This window comes from Pseudomonas sp. AC136 (assembly GCF_979258585.1).
Map to the genome: position 1 here is coordinate 1 of NZ_OZ409865.1, position 19712 is coordinate 19712.

The following is a 19712-nucleotide window of genomic DNA, read 5'->3' on the forward strand; positions in this document are numbered from 1 at the left end:
GCGGCGGCGCGCATTCTGCGGGATCAACCCGATCTGGTGGTGCTCGACCTGATGCTGCCGGGCGAAGACGGCTTGTCTATTTGCCGCAAAGTGCGCGGCAGCTACCACGGCCCCATCCTCATGCTCACCGCGCGCAGCGACGACATGGACCAGGTGCTCGGCCTGGAAATGGGCGCCGACGATTACGTGTGCAAACCCGTCCGCCCACGCGTGCTGCTGGCACGCATCCGCGCCCTGTTGCGGCGCAGTGAGGGCGCTGGCGAGCCCGTGCCGGCCGACGCCCGCCGGTTGGAGTACGGCGTGCTGGTGATCGACAGCGCCATGCGCGAAGCCTGGCTGCGTGAGCAGAGCATCGAGCTGACCAGCGCGGAATTCGATCTGCTCTGGCTGCTGGCCTCCAACGCCGGTCGCATTCTGTCTCGCGAAGAGATTTTTACCGCCCTGCGCGGCATTGAGTACGACGGGCTCGACCGTTCCATCGACGTGCGCATTTCCCGTATTCGGCCGAAAATCGGCGACGATCCGATGCACCCACGGCTGATCAAAACCGTGCGTAGCAAGGGTTACCTCTTTGTAGCTGAGGCGGCAGAAGCGCTCGCCAGCTAACGCGCGGTGTTTCTTTATATAAGAACAAACCCAGGACGCCCGGCATGAACTCGATTTTCCTGCGCATTTACGGCGGCATGCTGGCCGCCTTCGTGCTGGTGGCGTTGCTGGGCGTGCTGAGCCTGCACTGGCTCAACGAGGCGCGCGCCGACCAGTACCGCGAACGCCTGGCGCGCGGCACGTTCAGCCTTATGAGCGACAATTTGGAAAGCATGACCCCCGTGGAGCGCCGCCGCGCGGTGATCGTCTGGGGGCGTTTGCTCGGTATTCCGTTGTCGCTGGAACCGGTGGCCGCGCAGGTGCTCGACAGCCGCGCCCGCAGCCGCCTGCTCGACGGCCAGGTGCTGGTGGAGCAAACCGGCCCGCACGCGGCCAAGGTGTACGGGCTGGTCAGCGAGGCCGAGCAACTGGTGCTGGTGGGCGAGGTGCAGCAGATCAGCGAACAGCTGGCGCGCGCCACGGTGTACTTGCTCATCGATGAGCTGATTCGCTATCCCATCGCCGAACAACCGCAACGCCTGGAGGCGCTGGCCGCCGCGAAGTCGTTCGGCTTTAACTTGCGCCTGGTCAAACCGGTTGATGCCGAGCTGGACGACGACCAGCGCCGCCGCATCGATGAAGGCGACACGGTGATGGCGCTGGGTAAAGAGGGCGATTCGATTCACGTGTTTTCGGGCGTGGCCGGCACGCCGTGGGTGCTGGAAATCGGTCCGCTGTATCAAATGAACCCCTATCCGCCGCAACTGTTGTTCTTGATTGGCGCTATCGGCCTGAGCCTGATCGGTTTGATTGTTTACCTGTTGGTGCGCCAGTTGGAGCAGCGCTTGCTCGGGCTGGAAGAAACCGCCACACGCATCGCCTTGGGCAAGCTGGAGTCACGGGTGCCGGCCGGCGGCGCCGATTCGGTGGGGCGGCTGGCGGCGGCGTTCAACGCGATGGCCGAGCATTTGCAGCGCTCGCTGACGATTCAGCGCGAAATGGTGCGCGCCGTTTCCCACGAACTGCGCACGCCGGTGGCGCGCTTGCGTTTTGGCCTGGAAATGATCGGCGACGCGCAAACCGACGCGGCGCGGCGCAAGTACATGGATGGCATGGATGGCGACATTCAGGACCTGGATAAATTGGTCGACGAAATGCTCACCTACGCGCGCCTGGAGCAGGGCGCCCCCGCGCTGAATTTCCAGCCCATCGACCTCGACGCCTTGCTCGATCAGGTGATCGACGAGTTGGCGCCGCTGCGTCCGGGCGTGCGCGTGGAGCGCGGGCCGAGCATTCCCGCCGTTGATGGCAGCGGCGCGCTGGTGGAAGCCGAGTGGCGCTACCTGCACCGCGCCCTGCAAAACCTGGTGAGCAACGCCATGCGCCATGCCGAATCGCGGGTGCGCCTGAGTTATCAGGTGGGCCTGAAACGCTGCCGGCTGGACGTGGAAGACGACGGCCCCGGTATTCCGGAAGCCGAGTGGGAGCGGCTGTTCACACCGTATCTGCGCCTGGACGACAGCCGCACCCGCGCCTCGGGCGGGCACGGGCTGGGGCTTTCCATCGTACGGCGGATTATTTACTGGCACGGCGGCCGTGCGCAGATCAGCCGCAGCGAAGCATTGGGCGGCGCCTGTTTCAGCTTGGTGTGGCCGCGTAAACAATGAGTCTTCGCGAACGCTTATTTGCCGGGCGCCTTGCCGTGTTCGCGCCGACCGTGGCGGACGCAGGCGGTTTGAGCCTGAGCGAGTTTTTGCAGCCCGAAGATTTGCAGCAGCGGCTTCGCGCCATTTACGGCGACGCGTTATTGGCTAACCAGCGCGCGGTGCTGGTTTCGCAGTATTCCAAGTATTACTTCATGGCCTTGCTGCCGCCCGTGCTGGTCGCCACGCTGGTGCACGGCTGGCGCTTGCCGTTGTCTGGCCTGCGCGTGGTGCTGGATGAGCGCGGGCTGCCCAGCGCCATTCACTTCGCCAACGATGGCGAGCCGGGCGCGCAGGCCAAATGTTTTGCCGATTTAATGGAGCGCCATCTGCCCGCCGTGATTGAGGCGCTGGCGGCGTTCGGTCAGGTGCCGCCGGCCGTGTTGTGGGGCAACGTCGGCGATTATTTTGAAAGCACCCTGCAAACGCTTGGCGCGCTGACCGAAGCCGAGCTGGACGGCGGTTTCGCCTGGCTGCGCGATCCTGCCAGCCCGCTTTATAAGGCCGTGGCCTATACGCCGCGTCGTCAGCGCCGCACCTGCTGCCTGGCGCACGAAGTGGAAGGCATCGGCCACTGCGAGCATTGCCCGATCAGCCGCCGCTAAGCCGCCACGGCCACCAGGCTAAGCAGGCGGCCGTCGAACTGGCCGAATTGGCCGACTAACTCTGCGCCGCTTTTCCATTCTTCCGACAGATCAGTCAGCAGCCGCAGCCGCGCGCTGCCGGCTGCGTCCCACTCCAGCACTTCGGCGTGTTCAAAGTAGAAGCGCTGCAAGGTGAGCGGGTACAGCGCTTTGAACAGGCTTTCTTTCAGGGAAAACGTCAGCGTCACCAGCAGGCCCAACTGCTCCGGGTCGAGCACGCTGGCGCGGCGCAGTTCGGCGGGTGTGAGAATTTCTTCCTGCAAGCGGGCGGCGCGGTCGTGGCTCAGCAGGTTTTCCACATCAAGCCCCAGCCCGCGCCAGTGGCGGCTGTCGGCGACCACAGCGGCTGCCCATTGCTTGCCGTGGGTGATCGAGCCGCTGATGCCGGCAGGCCATTGCGGCGCGCGATCGGCGCCGACAGCGGGCACGATTTCGCTGCCATTCAAGCGGCGCAACGCTTCGCGGGCACAGATGCGGCCGGCGAGAAACTCGGCCTGGCGCTTCGCCACGCCGTGGGTCGGCGGAATGTGGCTGCGCTGAAAATCGTCGGGCTGCACCCGCGCTGGGTCGAACGGGGTGCTGACGAATTGACTGTTTGGCAATGGCTGCGGCAAGGGCCAATGGTCGTTGAGCGGGCCACAACAGGCGGGGAGGGAGTAGGTGTGCATCGCGGCATTCTGCCGGGTCGCGGCGCGGCGGGCCAGCCTTGCGCGGCGCTTTGGGGGCGGGCACTTACATTTCTTTGCACAACCGTAACAAAGCGACACGGATTGTACCGGCCACATTTGCCAGACTGCGGCCGCGTTTCTCGGAACGCAGGTGAGGTTGTAGTTTGGCGCTGACGCTTCGAGGCGTAGCGCGCCAAACCTTAGTCACTGATTAAGTGCGGGAGCCCGTTTGGGCTCCCGTTTTTTTTTGCCTTGGGCGATCATTCGCACCTTTCCGTTGTGCGCAAAGGTTGGCCATGAAACCCGAAGACCTCCTGCTACTCGTCACCCGCGAGATGCCCTATGGCAAATACAAAGGCCGATTGATCGCCGACTTGCCGGGCCATTACCTCAACTGGTTCGCCCGCGAAGGCTTCCCCAAAGGCGAAATCGGCGCGCTGTTGCAGCTAATGCAGGAGATCGACCACAACGGCCTGGGCGAATTGTTGACGCCGCTGCGCAAGAAACCGCGTGGCGGCGGCAACCCCAAACCCCTGTAGGAGCGGCTTTAGCCGCGATGCTGTTGATCTGTTTTCTGCCCAAGACACTGGTTTCCAGGCCTGGCCAATCGCGGCTAAAGCCGCTCCTACAGTGAGCAGTCGTCGGCGTCTTACCAATCCAACGTCAACTGACTATGAAACTCCCGCTCAACCCCACTCAACGGGTCGGTAAACCGCAAGCTCTGCGCCAGTAACTTCAGCGGTTTGCTGTAGTCGTCCACCGCGTCTTCCACCAGCACCGGGTAAAACGGGTCGTTGCAAATGCCAGCGCCGAGCGCCGCCATGTGCAGGCGCAGTTGATGTTTTTTGCCGGTCACCGGGTACAAGCCATACCGCCACAGCTCGCCGTTGCGCTCGCGCACGTCCATCAGCGTTTCGCTGTTGGGCGTGCCGTCGCCTTCCTTCATTAAAAAGAACGGCTCGCCAGCCACCATGCGGGTTTTGTGCAGGTGAGGGAATTGCACGTGGGGCAGGGCGGGGGCGATGGCTTCGTAGGTCTTATGCATGGCGCGGTCGGCGAATAAACGCTGGTACGCGGCGCGGGTTGTTGGCTGAACGGAGAACAACACCAGGCCCGCGGTGAGGCGGTCGATGCGGTGCAGCGGCACCAGGTCATGGCTGTTGAAACGCTTGCTCAGTCGCGCGAGCAAGGTTTGTTCAACGTACTCGCCAGCGGGCGTTACCGAGAGGAAGTGCGGCTTGTCGGCGACGATTAAATGCTCGTCGGCATACAGCACGGTTTCCTCGAACGGCACCGGGGTTTCGTTCGGCACTTCGCGGAAGTAATAAATGCGCAGGCCCTGTTTGTACGGGTGCGCTGGGCCGATGGGCTGCTCGTGCTCATCCAATACCTTGCCGCGCGCCATGCGTTCCAGCCAGGTATCGCGGCTAATCGCCGAGAAATGCGCGCACAGGCAATCCAACACCGTGAGCCACGGGCCGGCGGGAAGGTACAAGGTGCTGCGACGGGCGGGGTGGGACATGAAAAAGCGCCAGAAAAAGAGGCGGAATTCTACCTGTGTTTGCGCAAGATTTTGCGGGACCCGCAACCTGTAGGAGAGGCTTCAGCCTCGATTCCTGGAAAAGGTACTTTCAAGCCATCAATCGAAGGTGGGCCTATCGAGGCTGAAGCCTCTCCTACAGATAGGCGGTGCGGGCGCGCCGTTTAGCTTTCCTGCGCGCGATACGCGCCGGGGGTTAATCCGGTCCATTTCTTGAACGCGCGATGAAACGCCGACGGTTCGGAAAACCCCAGCTGCTCGGCGATGTCTTGAATGGCCAGGTTGTCGCGGCCCAGGTGGTAAATCGCCAAGTCGCGGCGCAGGTGGTCTTTGAGTTCTTGAAAGCTAGAGCCTTCTTCACGCAAATGCCGGCGCAGGGTTTGTGGGCTCATGTGCAGTTGCTGAGCCACGGTGTCGAGGTCGGGCCATTCGCTGCAGTCGCGCCCGAGCAGGCGGCGGATTTGGCTGATCAGGCTGTCGCCGCCGTCGGGGCGGGCGAGCAGGTCGGCGGGCGAGTGTTCGAGGAAATGCTTGAGCGTGCGCTCGTCTTGCAGCAGCGGCATGGCCAGGTAGCGCGCCTGAAACAGCAGGCTGGTGCTGTCGGCCGAAAAGCGCCGCGCGTTGGGGAACAGCAGGTCGTATTCGGCGCTGTGGTCCGGTTCGGCGTGGCGAAAGGTGGCTTCTTGCAGGCGAATGCGTTGCCCGATCAGCCAACTGGCCAGGCGGTGCCAGATCACCAGCAGGCTTTCCACCAGAAAGTGGTCCGGGTCGAGCAAGTTGCTGTCGTCCACCGTGAGCCGCGCCCATTCGCCTTCACGGCTGAGGGTGATCTTCGGCGCGTCGTCGAACAGGCTGTAAAACAAGGTGCCGCGCAGCAGTGCCTTTTCCAGCGTGTGGCAGTGGATCAGGGCGTAACACATCATCGCGAAGGTGCCGGGTTTGCTGCGGCTGCGACCAAAGCCCATGTATTCGTCGGCGAGTTTTTCCCAGAGCAGCTGCATCAGCCTGGCGAACTGTTCCGGCGCCACGCGGGCGCGTGGCTCGCTGAGCAGCGCTGGCTGGATGTTCGCCTCGCGTAGCAGCGCCGTGCAGTCCACACCCTGGCGCTCGGCGCCACGCAGGGCGGCACGAACGAAATGGCTGGCGATGGTGCGTTCACGCATGGACGGGGCTCGGCAGAAAAGGCCGGTCGATGGTAAGCACGGCGTTGCAGCGGAACAAGGGTTGTGTCCTTGGCTATGCTTTTTTTGTAGGCGGTGTTCCCCCAGCCGTGCGGCGGTGGCGGGGGATATCCGCCAGTACTTGGCGGAAAGCCGCCAAAAGCGACGCCATTTTGCTCGGGTTTTGTTTGCAACTCGCTGAATTTAAAGGGATTTGAGCGCTTTCGTAAGGATGGCATGACCTCTGCAATAGGCGATCAAGGCTTGCAGCTATGCAGGCTGGCCAACAACAAATCCCTCCGGTTCAGGAGGGTTAGCGCACAGGCAGCGCGCGCGTTTGGAATGACGCCGTGCAGTCGTTGAGGAACATGCCATGACCCGCAAACCGTTCTATAAGGTTCTTTATGTTCAAGTGCTGGTAGCCATCGCTATCGGCGTGTTGCTTGGGCACTTCTACCCAGACACTGCTGTTGCCCTCAAGCCGCTCGGCGACGGGTTCGTCAAGCTGATCAAAATGATCATCGCCCCCATCATTTTCTGCACCGTGGTTACCGGTATTGCCGGCATGCAGAGCATGAAAGCAGTCGGCAAAACCGGCGGTTACGCGCTGCTCTATTTCGAAATCGTTTCCACCATCGCCCTGCTGATTGGCCTGTTTGTGGTCAACATCGTGCAGCCTGGCGTTGGCATGCACATCGACCCCGCGTCGCTGGATACCTCGGGTATCGCGGCTTACGCAGCGGCCGGTGAAAAACAAAGCACCATCGAGTTCATCATGAACGTGATTCCGGCCACGGTGGTCGGTGCCTTTGCCGGTGGTGACATCCTGCAAGTGCTGTTCTTCTCGGTCCTGTTCGGCTACGCCTTGCACCGCGCGGGTGACTACGGTCGTCCGGTGTTCGAATTCATCGAACGCATCTCGCAGGTGTTCTTCGGCATCATCGGCGTGATCATGAAAGTGGCACCGCTGGGCGCCCTGGGTGCCATGGCCTTCACCATCGGTAAATACGGTGTGGGTTCGCTGGTGCAGTTGGGCTACCTGATGGCCTGCTTCTACGTCACCTGCCTGCTGTTCGTGCTGGTGGTTCTGGGCGGCATCGCACGCTTCCACGGTTTCAGCATTCTCAAGTTCGTGCGTTATATCCGTGAAGAACTGCTGATCGTGCTCGGCACCTCGTCTTCCGAAACCGCGCTGCCGCGCATGATCGACAAGATGCAGAAACTGGGCGTGAACAAGTCGGTGGTCGGTCTGGTGATTCCAACCGGTTACTCGTTCAACCTCGACGGCACCTCCATTTACTTGACCATGGCCGCCGTGTTTATCGCCCAGGCGACCGACACGCCGATGGACATTTCCCATCAGGTTGCCCTGATTCTGGTGCTGCTGATCGCCTCCAAAGGCGCGGCGGGTGTGACCGGTAGCGGCTTTATCGTGTTGGCGGCGACCTTGTCGGCCGTTGGCCATCTGCCGGTTGCCGGCCTGGCGCTGATTCTCGGCATCGACCGCTTTATGTCCGAAGCCCGCGCCCTGACCAACCTCGTTGGTAACGGCGTGGCGACCATCGTGGTCGGCAAGTGGTGTGGCCAGGTTGATAACGAAACCCTGCAGCGCGAGCTGGAACAAGGCGCTACCGCTGAAGTGGTGGCGGTTGAAGGCGAGAGCAAGCCTGCGCATGGCTAATTAGGTTTTACGATTTACTGCCTCTTCACGAGAGAGGAAGCTTTTACAGCCCGTCATTGACGGGCTTTTTTTGCTTATTCGAACATCAACCGCCCCTCACCCCAGCCCTCTCGCCTGTCCGGCCGACCTAGCGGGAGAGGGGGTAACCGAATAATTGCGGCGAGCGTCGATTGGTTCCCTTCTCCCGCTAGGTCGGCCGGACAGGCGAGAGGGGCTAGGGGTGAGGGCAGGCGCACTCGGCATCCATTTTTTCATTCATATCCTTATGCAATAAAAGTCCTTGGCGACTCAGTCTTATGCCCTTATCGTCGCGCCATAACTTGTTATAACAAGTACCGAAATACCGACGAGAAATCCAATGGCCGAGTTGATCCCCCTGTCCCCCGTTCCCTTGTACAGCCAGCTCAAAGACGTGCTGCGCGCGCGCATTCTTGACGGCACGTACCCGGCGCTGAGCCGTATGCCATCCGAAAGCGAGCTGGGCGCGGCCTTTGCGGTCAGCCGCATTACGGTGCGTCAGGCCCTGGGCGATTTGCAGAAGGAAGGGCTGATTTTCAAGATTCACGGCAAGGGCACGTTTGTGGCCAAGCCCAAGGCGTTTCAGAACGTCAGCACCTTGCAGGGCCTCGGCGAGTCGATGCGGCAAATGGGCTACGAGGTGATTAACCGTCTGCACAGCGTCAAGCACATTCCCGCGTCGGCGTTGGTGGCCGAGCGGCTGAAAATGGAAGAGGGGGCGCCGGTGACCGAAATCAAGCGCGTGCGCCTGGTGAACCGCGAACCCATTTCCCTGGAAGTGACGTACGTGCCAGCCCATTTAGGCGAGCGCTTGGAAAAGGCCGATCTGGTTACCCGCGACATCTTCCTGATTCTGGAAAACGACTGCGGCATCGCCCTGGGCCACGCCGATTTGGCCATTGACGCCATTCTCGCCGACGCCGATTTAACCCGCGCGCTGAATGTAGAAGAGGGCGCGCCGATCATGCGCATCGAACGCCTGACCCACGACGCCGACGGCACGCCGCTGGATTTCGAACACCTCTATTACCGCGGCGATGCCTTCCAGTACCGCCTGCGCATCGACCGCCACAAAGGACGTCACGCATGAGCCAGTACCAAACCCTCGAGCGCGAGTACGACATCGTCATCATCGGCGGCGGCACGGCCGGCCCCATGGCGGCGATCAAGGCCAAGGAGCGCAACAAAAACCTGCGCGTGCTGCTGCTGGACAAAGCCAACGTGAAACGCAGCGGCGCTATCAGCATGGGCATGGACGGCCTCAACAACGCCATCATTCCCGGCCATGCCACGCCCGAGCAGTACACCAAGGAAATTACCGTGGCCAACGACGGCATCGTCAACCAGGCCGCCGTGTATGCCTATGCCACCCACAGCTTCGAAACCATCGAGCAACTGGACCGCTGGGGCGTGAAGTTCGAGAAGGATGAAACCGGCGACTACGCGGTGAAAAAGGTTCACCACATGGGCGCCTACGTGTTGCCGATGCCAGAAGGGCACGACATCAAGAAGGTGCTGTACCGCCAGCTCAAACGCGCCCGGGTTGAAATCACCAACCGCGTGATCGCCACCCGTTTGCTCACCGATGCCGACGGCACGGTCAACGGCGTAATGGGGTTCGACAGCCGCACCGCCGATTTTCATCTGATCAAAGCCAAGGCCGTGATTCTCTGCTGCGGCGCGGCGGGGCGGCTGGGCTTGCCGGCTTCCGGTTACCTAATGGGCACCTATGAAAACCCCACCAACGCCGGCGACGGCTATGCCATGGCGTACCACGCCGGGGCGGAGCTGGCGAACCTGGAGTGCTTCCAGATCAACCCGCTGATCAAGGACTACAACGGCCCGGCGTGCGCCTACGTCACCGGCCCGCTGGGCGGCTACACCGCGAATAACAAAGGTGAGCGCTTTATCGAGTGCGACTACTGGAGCGGGCAAATGATGTGGGAGTTCCACCAGGAGCTGGAAAGCGGCAACGGCCCGGTGTTTCTCAAGCTCGATCATTTGGCCGAAGAAACCATTCAGAACATCGAAGAGATTCTGCACAGCAACGAGCGCCCCAGCCGTGGCCAGTTCCACGCCAACCGGGGCACCGACTACCGCCAGAGCATGGTGGAAATGCACATTTCGGAAATCGGCTTCTGCTCCGGCCACAGCGCCTCTGGCGTGTGGGTGAACGAGCGCGCCGAAACCTCGGTGAAGGGGTTGTATTCGGCCGGCGACATGGCTGCCGTGCCGCATAACTACATGCTCGGCGCCTTCACCTACGGCTGGTTTGCCGGTCACAACGCCGCCGATTACGTGGCTGAGCGCGACTTCACTGCGCTGGATGCCGAGCAGATCGAGCGTGAGCGTGCGCGGGTGTACGCACCGCTGCTGCGCGAGCACGGCCTGCCGCCGGCCCAGGTGGAATACAAGCTGCGCCGCTTCGTAAACGACTACCTGCAGCCGCCGAAAGTGACCAAGAAAATGCAGCTGGGGCTCGACCGTTTCGCCGCCATCGAGCACGACCTTGACCAGCTCAAAGCCAACAACCCGCACGAATTGATGCGCGCCCTGGAAGTCAGCGTGATCCGCGACTGCGCCGAAATGGCCGCCCGCGCCTCGCTGTTCCGCACCGAAAGCCGCTGGGGGCTGTACCACCACCGCGTCGACCACCCGCAGCGCAACGACGCCGACTGGTTCGTGCACTGCCACCTGCACAAAGGCGCGGACGGGCGCATGACCAGCTTCAAGAAACCGGTGGAACCGTACCTGATCGCCCTCGATGACGAAGAGCAGCAGGCCTACAACCGCCTGCGCGTAAAGGCCGAAGCGGCCGCCTGAACCTAACGAGAGAGCCAGAGGCTCCGAGGACACCGTGTCATGGCCTATCAGCCCCAGGAAATTTTCTTCCGCAGCAACGCGCCGGTGACCATCGACGAAGACAAATGCATCGCCGAAAAAGGCTGCACCGTCTGCGTCGAGGTCTGCCCCATGGACCTGCTGGCCATCAACCCGGCCACGCAAAAGGCCTACATGGCCTTCGACGAATGCTGGTACTGCATGCCTTGCGAGAAAGACTGCCCGACCGGGGCGGTGAAGGTTGAGATTCCGTATTTGTTGAGTTGACACGATGTTCCGGCTGTTTCGGCTGTACATAAAACCTTGAAAAAACATCCGTCATTCCCGCGAAAGCGGGAATCCAGAATCTCCGATCAATCCGAAATTCTGGATCCCCGCCTTCGCGAGGATGACGGTGGCCAGGGCCGAAACAACCTTTTGCCATCCGGAAAAAACCGGACGCCTTGCCCGCAACCCCCCTCGTTTCCCACCACCAAACCCGTGGCGGAGACGACATAAAACAACCAACGATTCGAGGGGAAACACCCATGCACTTACGCACTCTAGCCGGCCTCGCGCTGGCCATCGGCCTGGCGTCCACCCAGGCTCATGCGGAAAAAATCCGCATCGCCATCGGCACCCAGGACACCACCATCAACTGCGCCACCGGCGGCCTGCTGATTCGTGAGTTGGGCCTGTTGGACAAATACCTGCCGCACGACGGCAAGTACAAAGACGCCACCTACGAGGTGGAGTGGAAGAACTTCACCAGCGGCGCGCCGCTGACCAATGAGATGGTGGCCGGCAAGTTGGATTTCGGCGCCATGGCCGACTTCCCCGGCTCGTTCAATGGCGTGGCGTTCCGCGATGCCGGCAAGCAGAGCCTGTTTATCAGCGTGTTGTCGGGCAGCACCACGGGCAGCGGTAACGGCATCGTCGTGCCGGCTGGCTCCAGCGTGCAGTCGTTGGCGCAGTTGAAGGGCAAGACCATTTCCGTGCCGTTCGCCTCCACCGCCCACGGCATGTTGCTGCGCGCGGTTGCGGCTCAGGGCTGGGACCCGGAGAAAGACGTGAAGATTATCGCCCAGGCGCCGGAAATTGCCGGCTCGGCCCTGCGCAGCAACCGCATCGAAGCGCACGCCGACTTTGTGCCGTTCGCCGAGTTGTTTCCCAACCGTGGCTTCGCTCGGAAAATTTACGATGGCTCACAAGCCAATGCGCCCACGTTCCACGGCGCCCTGGTGGCGGCCGATTACGCCAAGCAGTACCCGGAAATCGTCACCGCTTACTTGCGGGCGAGCTTGGAGGCCGACCAGCTGATTGCCGCCGAGCCGGAGAAATACAGCGAGCTGATTGAGAAGGTTACCGGCGTCGAAGCCGAGGTGAACTACCTGTTCCACGGCCCGCTCGGTTTGCAGACGCGCGACCTGACCTGGAAGCCGGAATACCGCAAAGCGGTGGCCACGGCCATCGACACGCTCAAGCTGCTGAAGAAGACCGATAAGGGCCTGGATGTCGACAAGTTCGTCGACGACCAATACATCCGCGCGGCGTTTAAACAGTCCGGCCAGGACTACGACAAAGCGCTGGCCAACTATGCGCCGGCGCCGCTCAAGGCCAACGACGCGATCACCGGCAAACCGATCACCGACTTTAAACGCCTGGCGCAAATCTGGGTACGCGGCGAAGACAAAGTGCGCCACTACAGCTCGCCGGAAGAAGCGCTGAAGGCCCTGGCTGCGTTGGAAAAAGAAGGCAAGGACATCCGCGCCATCTACGCCCAGGCGGCAGACAGCGGCATCAAGTTGCTCGCCAGCCAGGCGTGGTTTGTGCGCAACGACAAGGGCGAGGTGAATGCGTTTTTGCTGAAGGATCAGGCGGTTGCGTATGCCAGCGCCAACGGCGGCACGGCGCTGGATTTTGCCAGCGTTAACCAACCGTCCGTGGCGGGGCTTTGATTTCGCCGAGACCGCGCAAGGCGTGAACCCCTGGATCCCGGAACGTCCGACCGCCGCCTACGCGGGGATGACGGCGTCATTTCATCCAACCACCGTCATTCCGGCGAAGGCCGGAATCCAGCATTTTGTAGGAGTACGCAGTGATCCGTCCCACCCTTTACCGCTGGCCCCTACGCCTAACCTCACTGGCCGCCTGCCTGCTGTTCTGGCACCTGGCCGCCAGCCACCACCTGGACTTGGGCCTGCTGACGTTCACCTATGTGCCTACCCCAAGCGCCGTGGCGCAGGCCGCCGTGGCGTTGGTGGAAAGCAGCAAGCTGTGGGCGCACTTGTCGAGCAGCCTGATGCGGGTATTCGCCGGTTACCTGGCGGCCGCGTTGTTCGGCGTGCTGCTGGGCGTGGCCATCGGTCGCTGGAAATGGGCGCAAGACATGCTGCTGCCACCGCTGGAAGTGCTGCGGCCGATTCCGGCGGTGGCGTGGATTCCCTTGGCGATCCTGATGTTTCCCTCGTCCGAGCTGTCGATGGTGTTTATCACCTTCACCGGCGCGCTGTTCCCGGTGCTGCTCAATACGGTGCATGGCGTTGAAGGCGTTGACCCGCGCCTGATCGCCTCGGCGCGCAGCCTGGGCGCGGGACGTTGGGCCATTTTGCGTGAGGTGGTGTTGCCGGGCGCGGCGCCGAGCATCGTCACCGGCTTGGCCATCGGCATGGGCACCTCGTGGTTCTGCCTGGTGACGGCGGAAATGATCTCCGGGCAGTTCGGCATCGGCTACTACACGTGGGAGTCGTACACCATTCAAAACTACCCAGACATCATCGTCGGCATGCTGCTGATCGGCGTGCTGGGCATGGGCAGCAGCGCCCTGGTTAAACGCTTGGGCGCCCTGGTGACGCCCTGGTATCGGGGGAGCAATTGATGACCAGTCACGAACATTTTCTGGCGGCCGGGCGTATCGATGTCGAGCGCCTGACCATTCGCCTGGGGCAGGGCGCGCAGGCGTTCGAGGCGGTGCAAACGTTGGATTTCAGCGTCGCGGCGGGCGAGTTTGTGTGCATTCTCGGGCCGTCGGGTTGCGGTAAATCGACCTTGCTCGGCGCCCTGGCCGGGCACTTGCAGCCCAGTGCCGGCGTGTTGCGCGTGGATGGCGAGGTGGTCGACGGCCCCTCGCCAGCACGCGGCATGGTGTTTCAACATCACACGTTGCTGCCTTGGCGCAGCGTGCTCGATAACGTTGCCTTTGGCCTGAAAATGCAAGGCCTGAACAAGACCGCGCGGCGCCAGCAAGCGCAGGACTTTCTGCGATTGGTGGGCCTGCAAGATTTCGCCAGCCGTTGGCCGAATCAGCTCTCAGGCGGCATGCAGCAGCGCGCTGAAATCGCCCGCGTGCTGATTAATCGGCCGCGCCTGTTGCTGATGGACGAACCCTTTGGCGCCCTCGACGCGCAAACCCGTGTGCGCATGCAGGAGCTGCTGTTGGACATCTGGGGGCGCATTCGCACGACCGTCGTGTTCGTTACCCACGACATTGACGAGGCGCTGTTTCTGGCCGATCGCATTCTGGTGATGAGCCCGCGTCCCGGCCGTTTTATCGAAGACCTGCGCGTGGACTTTTCCCGCCCGCGCCGCGCCGAGCTGCTGACCAGTCCGGCCTTCACCCACCTCAAACGTCACTGCCTGGAACTGCTGCGCCACGAAGAAGGGCGCGAGTTGCCTCGGCTTACCCCGCTGGGTTTGCCCAGCGATCATCCGCCTCTGCGAATAGCCCTATGACTGATCTGACTGAACTGCACACCGACAACCCCGACATTCTGGCCCTGCAACCGCGCCTGGACAGCAGCGATGCGGGCGTGCGCCGCATCGCCCTGATCGAGTTGGCCGACCTCGAAGACCCGGACGGCCTGCCGTGGCTGACCCGCGCCCTGGCCGATGACAACGCCGCCGAGGTGCGCAGCGAAGCCGCGCGCCTGCTCGAAGCCTGGGAGGAAGACGAGGTGGTGAACGCCTTGTGCGCCGCCCTGGCCGATGCCGACGAAGCGGTGCGCGGCGCGGCGGCGCAAAGCTTGAGCGAGCTGAAAACCCTCGAGGCCGGTCGCGTGGTGCTGCCGTGGGTCGCCCATGGCGATGCGTTTGTGCGCGCCAGCGCGTTGCGCGCGCTGCGTGAACTGCGCCTGCCGGAAAGCGCGCCGGCCGCTGTGTTGGCGCTGAATGACAGCGATGCCTTTGTGCGCCGCGAGGCGGTGGGCATTCTGGGTTGGCTTAAGCAGCACAGCGCGTTGCCCGAGCTGGCGCGCCTGGCCAGCAGCGACCCAGACGCAGAGGTGCGCCGCGCCGCCACGGGCGCCCTCGGGCTGGCCAGCGATGCCAGCGTGCTGCCTGCGTTGCAGGCGGCGTTGGTGGATCCGGCCTGGCAAGTGCGCGAAGAGGCGGCCACCACGCTCGGCAAAGTCGGCGCCACGGATGCCGGCCCAAGCCTGATCGCCGCCTTGCAAGACGACTACTGGCAAGTGCGCCTGCGTGCCGCGCGGGCCTTGGGAAAATTGCGCTTTGCCGGGGCCTTGGCGGCGCTGGTCGAGGTGCTGGGGCATTCCATCAGCAACCTGCGCAAAGAGGCGGCGTTGGCATTGGGCGAGCTGGCCGACGGTGCCGCACTGCCCGCGTTGCAAGCCGCCGAGCACGACAGCGATCCGGAAGTGCGCAAAGCCGTGCGCATCGCCATCGCCCAGCTTCAGGGGCAGGCTTAATGGACGCGCCCGTGGCGTTGCGCAATCGCCGGCAAGAACGGCAATTGCTGATCGAATGGACGGCTGGCACCACCGTTGCGCTCAGCCACGCGCAGTTGCGCGGCGCCTGCCCGTGTTCCGGCTGCAAGTCGGCAAGAATCGGCGGGCGTATCGCCCTGGTGGACGAAAGCGTGCAACTGACCGGTATCCACCCGCAGGGCTACGGCGTGCAGTTGGTGTTCAGCGATGGCCATGAGCGCGGCATTTACCCATGGGCCTACTTGCGCGACATGGCATGACGGCGGCTTTGGCGCGACGGGGCTGACGCGTTAACATCCGGCGCTTCAAGGTTTTGGGAAGTACCGCAGCGTGAGCACGCCAATCATCACCACCGAAGGCCATGAAGCGCTCAAGCAAGAGCTGGATTATCTCTGGCGCGTGAAACGGCCGGATACCACGCAAAAAGTCACCTGGGCGGCCTCGCTTGGCGACCGCAGCGAAAACGCCGACTACCAATACAACAAGAAACTGCTGCGCGAAATCGACCGCCGCGTGCGTTATTTGCGCAAGCGTTTGGAAGACATGCGTGTGGTCGCCTATTCGCCAGAACAGGAAGGCCGCGTGTTTTTTGGTGCGTGGGTAGAAATTGAAAATGACGATGGTGAAACCAAGCGATTTCGCATCGTCGGCTACGACGAAATTCACGGCCGCAACGACTACATCTCCATCGACTCCCCCATGGCGCGGGCGCTGCTGAAGAAAGCAGTGGGCGACGAATTTATGGTGCAGACGCCCGAAGGCGAGAAGTGGTGGTGGGTGAATGTGATCGAGTACGTGAAGCCGGCTTGATTAAAAAGCATCGCGGCTAAAGCCGCTCCCACAAAAAGCCAATGATTGTAGTGGGAGCGGCTGCGCGGCAATCCGCCTATAGCATCGCGGCTAATCGGAATGCCGCCCAGCCTCTCCCACACGAACGATTATTCTGTGGGAGCGGCTTTAGCCGCGATGCAGTTGACCTTTAATCAGCCCTCGCGCAGCACGGTTAACGGGCTGGCATTCAAGGCGCGGCGGGTGCCGATCACGCCAGCAGTGCCGACCAGCAGGGCGCCGATCAGGGGCAGTATCAGCAACCACCAATGCGGCGCCCAGGCCATGTCGAAGGCGAAGCGGTAGAGCAGAAAGCTCACCAGTTCGCTGCCCAGCGCGGCCAGCAAACCGCTGGCAATTCCCAGCACGCCAAACTCCGCCAGCCGCGCCCGTTGCAGTACTTTGCGCTCGGCACCCAGCGCGCGCAGCAGGGCGCCTTGGCGGATGCGCTCGTCCAGCGTGGCCTGCAAGCCGGCGAACAGCACGGTGAGCCCGGCCGCCAGCACAAACAACAGCACGTACTCCACGGCCAGCGTCACCTGGGCAAGGATGCTGCGCAGCTGCGCCAGAATCGCTTCGATCTGCAGCAGGGTCACCGCCGGAAACGCCCGCGACAGTTCCACCAACGCCTGCTCTTGCTGCGGCGGCAGGTAGAAGCTGGTGAGGTAGGTGACGGGCAGGTCTTGCAGCGTGCCGGGTTCGAAGATCATGTAGAAGTTGGGCTGGAAGGTGTCCCAGTCGACCTCACGCAAGCTGGTGACCACTGCATCGCGGTCGAGCCCGCCAACGCTAAAACTCAGGCGGTCGCCGAGTTTCACTTTCAGGCTTTCGGCCAGCTTGCTTTCAATCGACACGCCCGGCACGTCGCCCTTGGGCTCGGCGCTCCACCAGCTGCCGGCCACCAGTTTGTTGCTCACGGGCATGTCGGCGGCCCAGGTCAGGCTCAGGTCGCGGCGCACGGCGCGGTCGCCGGTGGAGTCTTTGCTCACCACTTGTTTAACCGGCTGACCGTTGATGGCGATCAGGCGACCGGGCACCACGGGGTACAGCGGAGCAGGGTGGGGCGAGAGCTTGGCCAGGTGCGCGGCGAAGGCGTCTTTGTCACCGGGCAGTACGTTGAGGGCGAAGTAGTTGGGCGCGTCTTTGGGCAATTGCTGCTGCCAGTTATCCAGCAGCTCGCCGCGCAGCAGGGCGATAAGTGCCATGGACAGCAGAATCAAGCCGAAAGCCAGCGACTGCCCAGCCGCAGCCAGCGGATGGCGCAGCAGTTGGCCGAGGCCCAAGCGCATCGGCAATGGCGCGCCGGCCAGCAGGCGACGCAAGCCTTGCAGGCCCAACACCAGCGCACCGCCGAGCACTAACGCCGCCACGAGGCCGCCGCCCAGCAAGGCGAGGGTCAGCGGCAGGTCGAGGCTCAGGCGCCACATAATCAAGGTCAGGGCGCCCAGCGCGGCGCCGTAGACCAGCCAGGAGCTAGGCGGCACGGGCATCAGGTCGCGGCGCAATACCCGCAGCGGCGGCACGCGGCCCAACGCCGCCAAGGGCGGCAGGGCAAAGCCGGCGAGGGCAACCAAGCCAGTCGCGATGCCGGCAACGGCGGGCATAAATCCGCCGCTGGGCACGGTGGCCGGCAACAAGCCGCCAAGCAGATAAAACAAGCCCAATTGGCCCAACCAGCCAAGCAGCGCGCCGAAGCCGGCGGCCAGCAGACCGAGCATGGCCAACTGCAAGGTGAACACGGTAAGCGCTTCGCGGCGTGACAAGCCCAGGCAGCGCAGCAGAGCGCTGGCGTCGAAGCGTTTGGCGGCAAACCGCGCCGCGCACAAGGCCACGGCAACGCCCGCCAACAACACGGCAGCGAGGCTGGACAAGTTCAGGTAACGCTCGGCACGGCCCAGCGCGCCGCCGACCTGGCGGTTGCCGTCGCGCGCGCCTTCAATTTTCTGGTTGGCCGCGAGTATCGGTTTCAGCGCTTGGCGATAACGCTCAAGGTTTTCTGCGCTGCCGGTCCACAGTTCGGCATAGCGCACGCGGCTGCCGGGCTGAACCACGCCAGTGGCGGCCAGGTCGTCCATGTTCATCAGCAGGCGCGGCGTGAGGCTGTAGAAGTCGCCGGCGCGGTCGGGCTCGTAGGTGAGCACGCGGCTCAGGCGCAGTGTTTTCGCGCCGACGTCGACGCTGTCACCCACCTTCACATTCAGCGCCACCAGCAGCCGCGCTTCCACCCAGGCTTCGCCAGGCGCGGGACCGCCGCCAGTGGTTTCTTCGGCGTAGGGCGCGGGTGCGCTTTTTAGTTGGCCGCGCAACGGGTAACTGCTGCTTACGGCTTTGACGCTGGCCAGTTGAATGCCGTTGTCGCCAGCAATAACGCTGGAAAATTCCACCAGCTGCGCGTGTTGCAACTGCGCTTGTTTGCCGGCGTCGAGTTGCGCCTGGGTGGCGGGCGAGCTGCCGGTGAGCAGCATGTCGGCGCCAAGAAATTCGGTGGCGCGCAGTTGCATGGCGGCGTTCAGTCGTGCGCTGAAAAAGCCGATGGCGGTGCTGGCTGCCACGGCAATGACCAGGGCGAAAAAAAGCACGCGCAGCTCACCGGCGCGGGTGTCGCGACGAAGCTGGCGGGCGGCAAGGTTGAGCAGGCGGGAGAAGGGTAGGCGCGTCATCACGCCTCCGCTGTCTGCACAATGTGCCCGGCTTCCAGGCGAATGCGGCGATGGCAGCGCTGGGCCAGGCGTTCGTCGTGGGTCACTAGCACCAAGGTGGCGCCGCGTTCCTGGTTGATTTCGAACAGCAGGTCGCTGATGTGCTCGCCGGTGTGGGTGTCGAGGTTGCCGGTGGGCTCGTCGGCGAACAGCACGGCGGGTTCGGCGGCAAAGGCGCGGGCGATGGCCACGCGTTGTTGCTCGCCGCCGGACAGCTGACGCGGCGTGTGGGTCAGGCGTTTGCCCAGGCCCACGCGCTCAAGCAAGTCGCGGGCACGGTCGCGGGCGTCACGCCGGCCTTCGAGCTCCAGCGGCAGCATCACGTTTTCCAGCGCGTTGAGGCTGTCGAGCAATTGAAACGACTGGAACACAAAGCCCACATGCTCGGCGCGCACGCGAGCGCGTTTGTCTTCGTCGAGGGTATTGAGGGTGTGGCCGGCGAGGATGATTTCGCCGCTGCTGGGCAGGTCGAGGCCCGCCAACAAACCGAGTAAGGTGGATTTCCCCGAACCGGACGTGCCGACGATGGCGAGGCTGTCGCCGCGCAGCAGGTCGAGGGAGAGGTCGTGCAGGATGGTCAAATCGCCTTCCGCGCTAGGAACCACTTTGCTAAGGTTCCGCGCAGTAAGAATGCTCGCAGTCATG

Annotated in this window: 19 protein-coding genes; 14 read left to right on the forward strand and 5 right to left on the reverse strand. The window is 63.1% G+C overall.

Features of this window, described 5'->3' with window-relative positions; all coding sequences use genetic code 11:
- The 3 genes from ACZZZU_RS00005 to fhuF all read left to right on the forward strand — a co-directional run.
- A partial coding sequence (locus tag ACZZZU_RS00005) for a winged helix-turn-helix domain-containing protein (protein WP_463549322.1) occupies positions 1 to 606 on the forward strand: 606 nt, incomplete at its 5' end.
- A gap of 44 nt (positions 607 to 650) precedes the next feature.
- The gene (locus ACZZZU_RS00010; protein ID WP_463549323.1) at positions 651 to 2252 is read left to right on the forward strand and encodes an ATP-binding protein; all 1602 of its coding nucleotides are present in this window, start codon (positions 651 to 653) and stop codon (positions 2250 to 2252) included.
- Positions 2249 to 2893, forward strand: a complete 645-nt coding sequence (gene fhuF, locus ACZZZU_RS00015) for a siderophore-iron reductase FhuF (protein WP_463549324.1) — start codon at positions 2249 to 2251, stop codon at positions 2891 to 2893. Before ACZZZU_RS00010 ends, fhuF begins: the two co-directional genes overlap by 4 nt.
- On the opposite strand, the gene ACZZZU_RS00020 is transcribed toward fhuF, so the two are convergent.
- The gene (locus ACZZZU_RS00020) at positions 2890 to 3600 is read right to left on the reverse strand and encodes a 4'-phosphopantetheinyl transferase family protein (RefSeq protein ID WP_463549325.1); all 711 of its coding nucleotides are present in this window, start codon (positions 3598 to 3600) and stop codon (positions 2890 to 2892) included. The genes fhuF and ACZZZU_RS00020 overlap by 4 nt on opposite strands.
- A gap of 296 nt (positions 3601 to 3896) precedes the next feature.
- Between ACZZZU_RS00020 and ACZZZU_RS00025 the strand changes: the two genes are divergently transcribed.
- A complete protein-coding gene (locus ACZZZU_RS00025; protein ID WP_463549326.1) occupies positions 3897 to 4139 on the forward strand; it encodes a DUF3820 family protein in 243 nt (80 codons plus the stop codon).
- Positions 4140 to 4249: 110 nt separating this feature from the next.
- Here the strand turns inward: ACZZZU_RS00025 and ACZZZU_RS00030 are convergent, their stop codons facing one another.
- Entirely contained in the window at positions 4250 to 5122 is an 873-nt protein-coding gene (locus tag ACZZZU_RS00030) for a pseudouridine synthase (RefSeq protein WP_463549327.1), read from the reverse strand.
- A 182-nt stretch (positions 5123 to 5304) separates the two neighbouring features.
- Positions 5305 to 6303 carry an AraC family transcriptional regulator gene (locus tag ACZZZU_RS00035; protein WP_463549328.1) on the reverse strand — a complete coding sequence of 333 codons (999 nt, stop codon included), beginning with the start codon at positions 6301 to 6303 and terminating at the stop codon, positions 5305 to 5307.
- A 370-nt stretch (positions 6304 to 6673) separates the two neighbouring features.
- Between ACZZZU_RS00035 and ACZZZU_RS00040 the strand changes: the two genes are divergently transcribed.
- The 10 genes from ACZZZU_RS00040 (at position 6674) to greB (ending at position 16350) form a co-directional block, all read left to right on the forward strand.
- Entirely contained in the window at positions 6674 to 7981 is a 1308-nt protein-coding gene (locus ACZZZU_RS00040; RefSeq protein WP_463383080.1) for a dicarboxylate/amino acid:cation symporter, read from the forward strand.
- A gap of 358 nt (positions 7982 to 8339) precedes the next feature.
- Entirely contained in the window at positions 8340 to 9089 is a 750-nt protein-coding gene (locus ACZZZU_RS00045; RefSeq protein ID WP_463383079.1) for a GntR family transcriptional regulator, read from the forward strand.
- Positions 9086 to 10822 carry a fumarate reductase/succinate dehydrogenase flavoprotein subunit gene (locus tag ACZZZU_RS00050; protein ID WP_122450444.1) on the forward strand — a complete coding sequence of 579 codons (1737 nt, stop codon included), beginning with the start codon at positions 9086 to 9088 and terminating at the stop codon, positions 10820 to 10822. Before ACZZZU_RS00045 ends, ACZZZU_RS00050 begins: the two co-directional genes overlap by 4 nt.
- Before the next feature lie 39 nt (positions 10823 to 10861).
- A complete protein-coding gene (locus tag ACZZZU_RS00055; protein WP_122450445.1) occupies positions 10862 to 11107 on the forward strand; it encodes a 4Fe-4S dicluster domain-containing protein in 246 nt (81 codons plus the stop codon).
- Between the two features lie 260 nt (positions 11108 to 11367).
- Positions 11368 to 12777 carry an ABC transporter substrate-binding protein gene (locus ACZZZU_RS00060; RefSeq protein ID WP_463549329.1) on the forward strand — a complete coding sequence of 470 codons (1410 nt, stop codon included), beginning with the start codon at positions 11368 to 11370 and terminating at the stop codon, positions 12775 to 12777.
- Between the two features lie 143 nt (positions 12778 to 12920).
- Positions 12921 to 13697 (forward strand): ABC transporter permease, encoded by a 777-nt coding sequence (locus ACZZZU_RS00065; RefSeq protein ID WP_463552080.1) that lies wholly within the window; start codon positions 12921 to 12923, stop codon positions 13695 to 13697.
- A complete protein-coding gene (locus ACZZZU_RS00070) occupies positions 13697 to 14551 on the forward strand; it encodes an ABC transporter ATP-binding protein (protein ID WP_463549330.1) in 855 nt (284 codons plus the stop codon). Before ACZZZU_RS00065 ends, ACZZZU_RS00070 begins: the two co-directional genes overlap by 1 nt.
- 5 nt (positions 14552 to 14556) lie before the next feature.
- Positions 14557 to 15522: a HEAT repeat domain-containing protein gene (locus ACZZZU_RS00075; RefSeq protein ID WP_463552081.1), complete on the forward strand. Its 966-nt coding sequence runs from the start codon at positions 14557 to 14559 to the stop codon at positions 15520 to 15522.
- A complete protein-coding gene (locus ACZZZU_RS00080; RefSeq protein WP_463549331.1) occupies positions 15522 to 15800 on the forward strand; it encodes a DUF971 domain-containing protein in 279 nt (92 codons plus the stop codon). The genes ACZZZU_RS00075 and ACZZZU_RS00080 overlap by 1 nt, the downstream gene beginning before the upstream one ends.
- 70 nt (positions 15801 to 15870) lie before the next feature.
- Positions 15871 to 16350 (forward strand): transcription elongation factor GreB, encoded by a 480-nt coding sequence (gene greB / locus ACZZZU_RS00085; RefSeq protein WP_122495154.1) that lies wholly within the window; start codon positions 15871 to 15873, stop codon positions 16348 to 16350.
- A gap of 173 nt (positions 16351 to 16523) precedes the next feature.
- Here greB and ACZZZU_RS00090 read toward each other — a convergent pair whose 3' ends face one another.
- Together ACZZZU_RS00090 and ACZZZU_RS00095 are read right to left on the reverse strand one after the other, a co-directional pair.
- Positions 16524 to 19028, reverse strand: a complete 2505-nt coding sequence (locus ACZZZU_RS00090; RefSeq protein WP_463549332.1) for an ABC transporter permease — start codon at positions 19026 to 19028, stop codon at positions 16524 to 16526.
- Positions 19028 to 19711, reverse strand: coding sequence for an ABC transporter ATP-binding protein (locus ACZZZU_RS00095; protein WP_463549333.1), 684 nt, complete (start codon positions 19709 to 19711; stop codon positions 19028 to 19030). Before ACZZZU_RS00095 ends, ACZZZU_RS00090 begins: the two co-directional genes overlap by 1 nt.
- Position 19712 lies beyond the last annotated feature (1 nt).

What these genes read in the sequence shown, in the direction of transcription:
- ACZZZU_RS00010 (WP_463549323.1), top strand. Translation starts at nt 651, where the DNA reads ATGAACTCGATTTTCCTGCGCATTTACGGCGGCATGCTGGCCGCCTTC.
- fhuF (WP_463549324.1), top strand. Translation starts at nt 2,249, where the DNA reads ATGAGTCTTCGCGAACGCTTATTTGCCGGGCGCCTTGCCGTGTTCGCG.
- ACZZZU_RS00020 (WP_463549325.1), bottom strand. Translation starts at nt 3,600, where the DNA reads ATGCACACCTACTCCCTCCCCGCCTGTTGTGGCCCGCTCAACGACCAT.
- ACZZZU_RS00025 (WP_463549326.1), top strand. Translation starts at nt 3,897, where the DNA reads ATGAAACCCGAAGACCTCCTGCTACTCGTCACCCGCGAGATGCCCTAT.
- ACZZZU_RS00030 (WP_463549327.1), bottom strand. Translation starts at nt 5,122, where the DNA reads ATGTCCCACCCCGCCCGTCGCAGCACCTTGTACCTTCCCGCCGGCCCG.
- ACZZZU_RS00035 (WP_463549328.1), bottom strand. Translation starts at nt 6,303, where the DNA reads ATGCGTGAACGCACCATCGCCAGCCATTTCGTTCGTGCCGCCCTGCGT.
- ACZZZU_RS00040 (WP_463383080.1), top strand. Translation starts at nt 6,674, where the DNA reads ATGACCCGCAAACCGTTCTATAAGGTTCTTTATGTTCAAGTGCTGGTA.
- ACZZZU_RS00045 (WP_463383079.1), top strand. Translation starts at nt 8,340, where the DNA reads ATGGCCGAGTTGATCCCCCTGTCCCCCGTTCCCTTGTACAGCCAGCTC.
- ACZZZU_RS00050 (WP_122450444.1), top strand. Translation starts at nt 9,086, where the DNA reads ATGAGCCAGTACCAAACCCTCGAGCGCGAGTACGACATCGTCATCATC.
- ACZZZU_RS00055 (WP_122450445.1), top strand. Translation starts at nt 10,862, where the DNA reads ATGGCCTATCAGCCCCAGGAAATTTTCTTCCGCAGCAACGCGCCGGTG.
- ACZZZU_RS00060 (WP_463549329.1), top strand. Translation starts at nt 11,368, where the DNA reads ATGCACTTACGCACTCTAGCCGGCCTCGCGCTGGCCATCGGCCTGGCG.
- ACZZZU_RS00070 (WP_463549330.1), top strand. Translation starts at nt 13,697, where the DNA reads ATGACCAGTCACGAACATTTTCTGGCGGCCGGGCGTATCGATGTCGAG.
- ACZZZU_RS00080 (WP_463549331.1), top strand. Translation starts at nt 15,522, where the DNA reads ATGGACGCGCCCGTGGCGTTGCGCAATCGCCGGCAAGAACGGCAATTG.
- ACZZZU_RS00090 (WP_463549332.1), bottom strand. Translation starts at nt 19,028, where the DNA reads ATGACGCGCCTACCCTTCTCCCGCCTGCTCAACCTTGCCGCCCGCCAG.
- ACZZZU_RS00095 (WP_463549333.1), bottom strand. Translation starts at nt 19,711, where the DNA reads ATGACTGCGAGCATTCTTACTGCGCGGAACCTTAGCAAAGTGGTTCCT.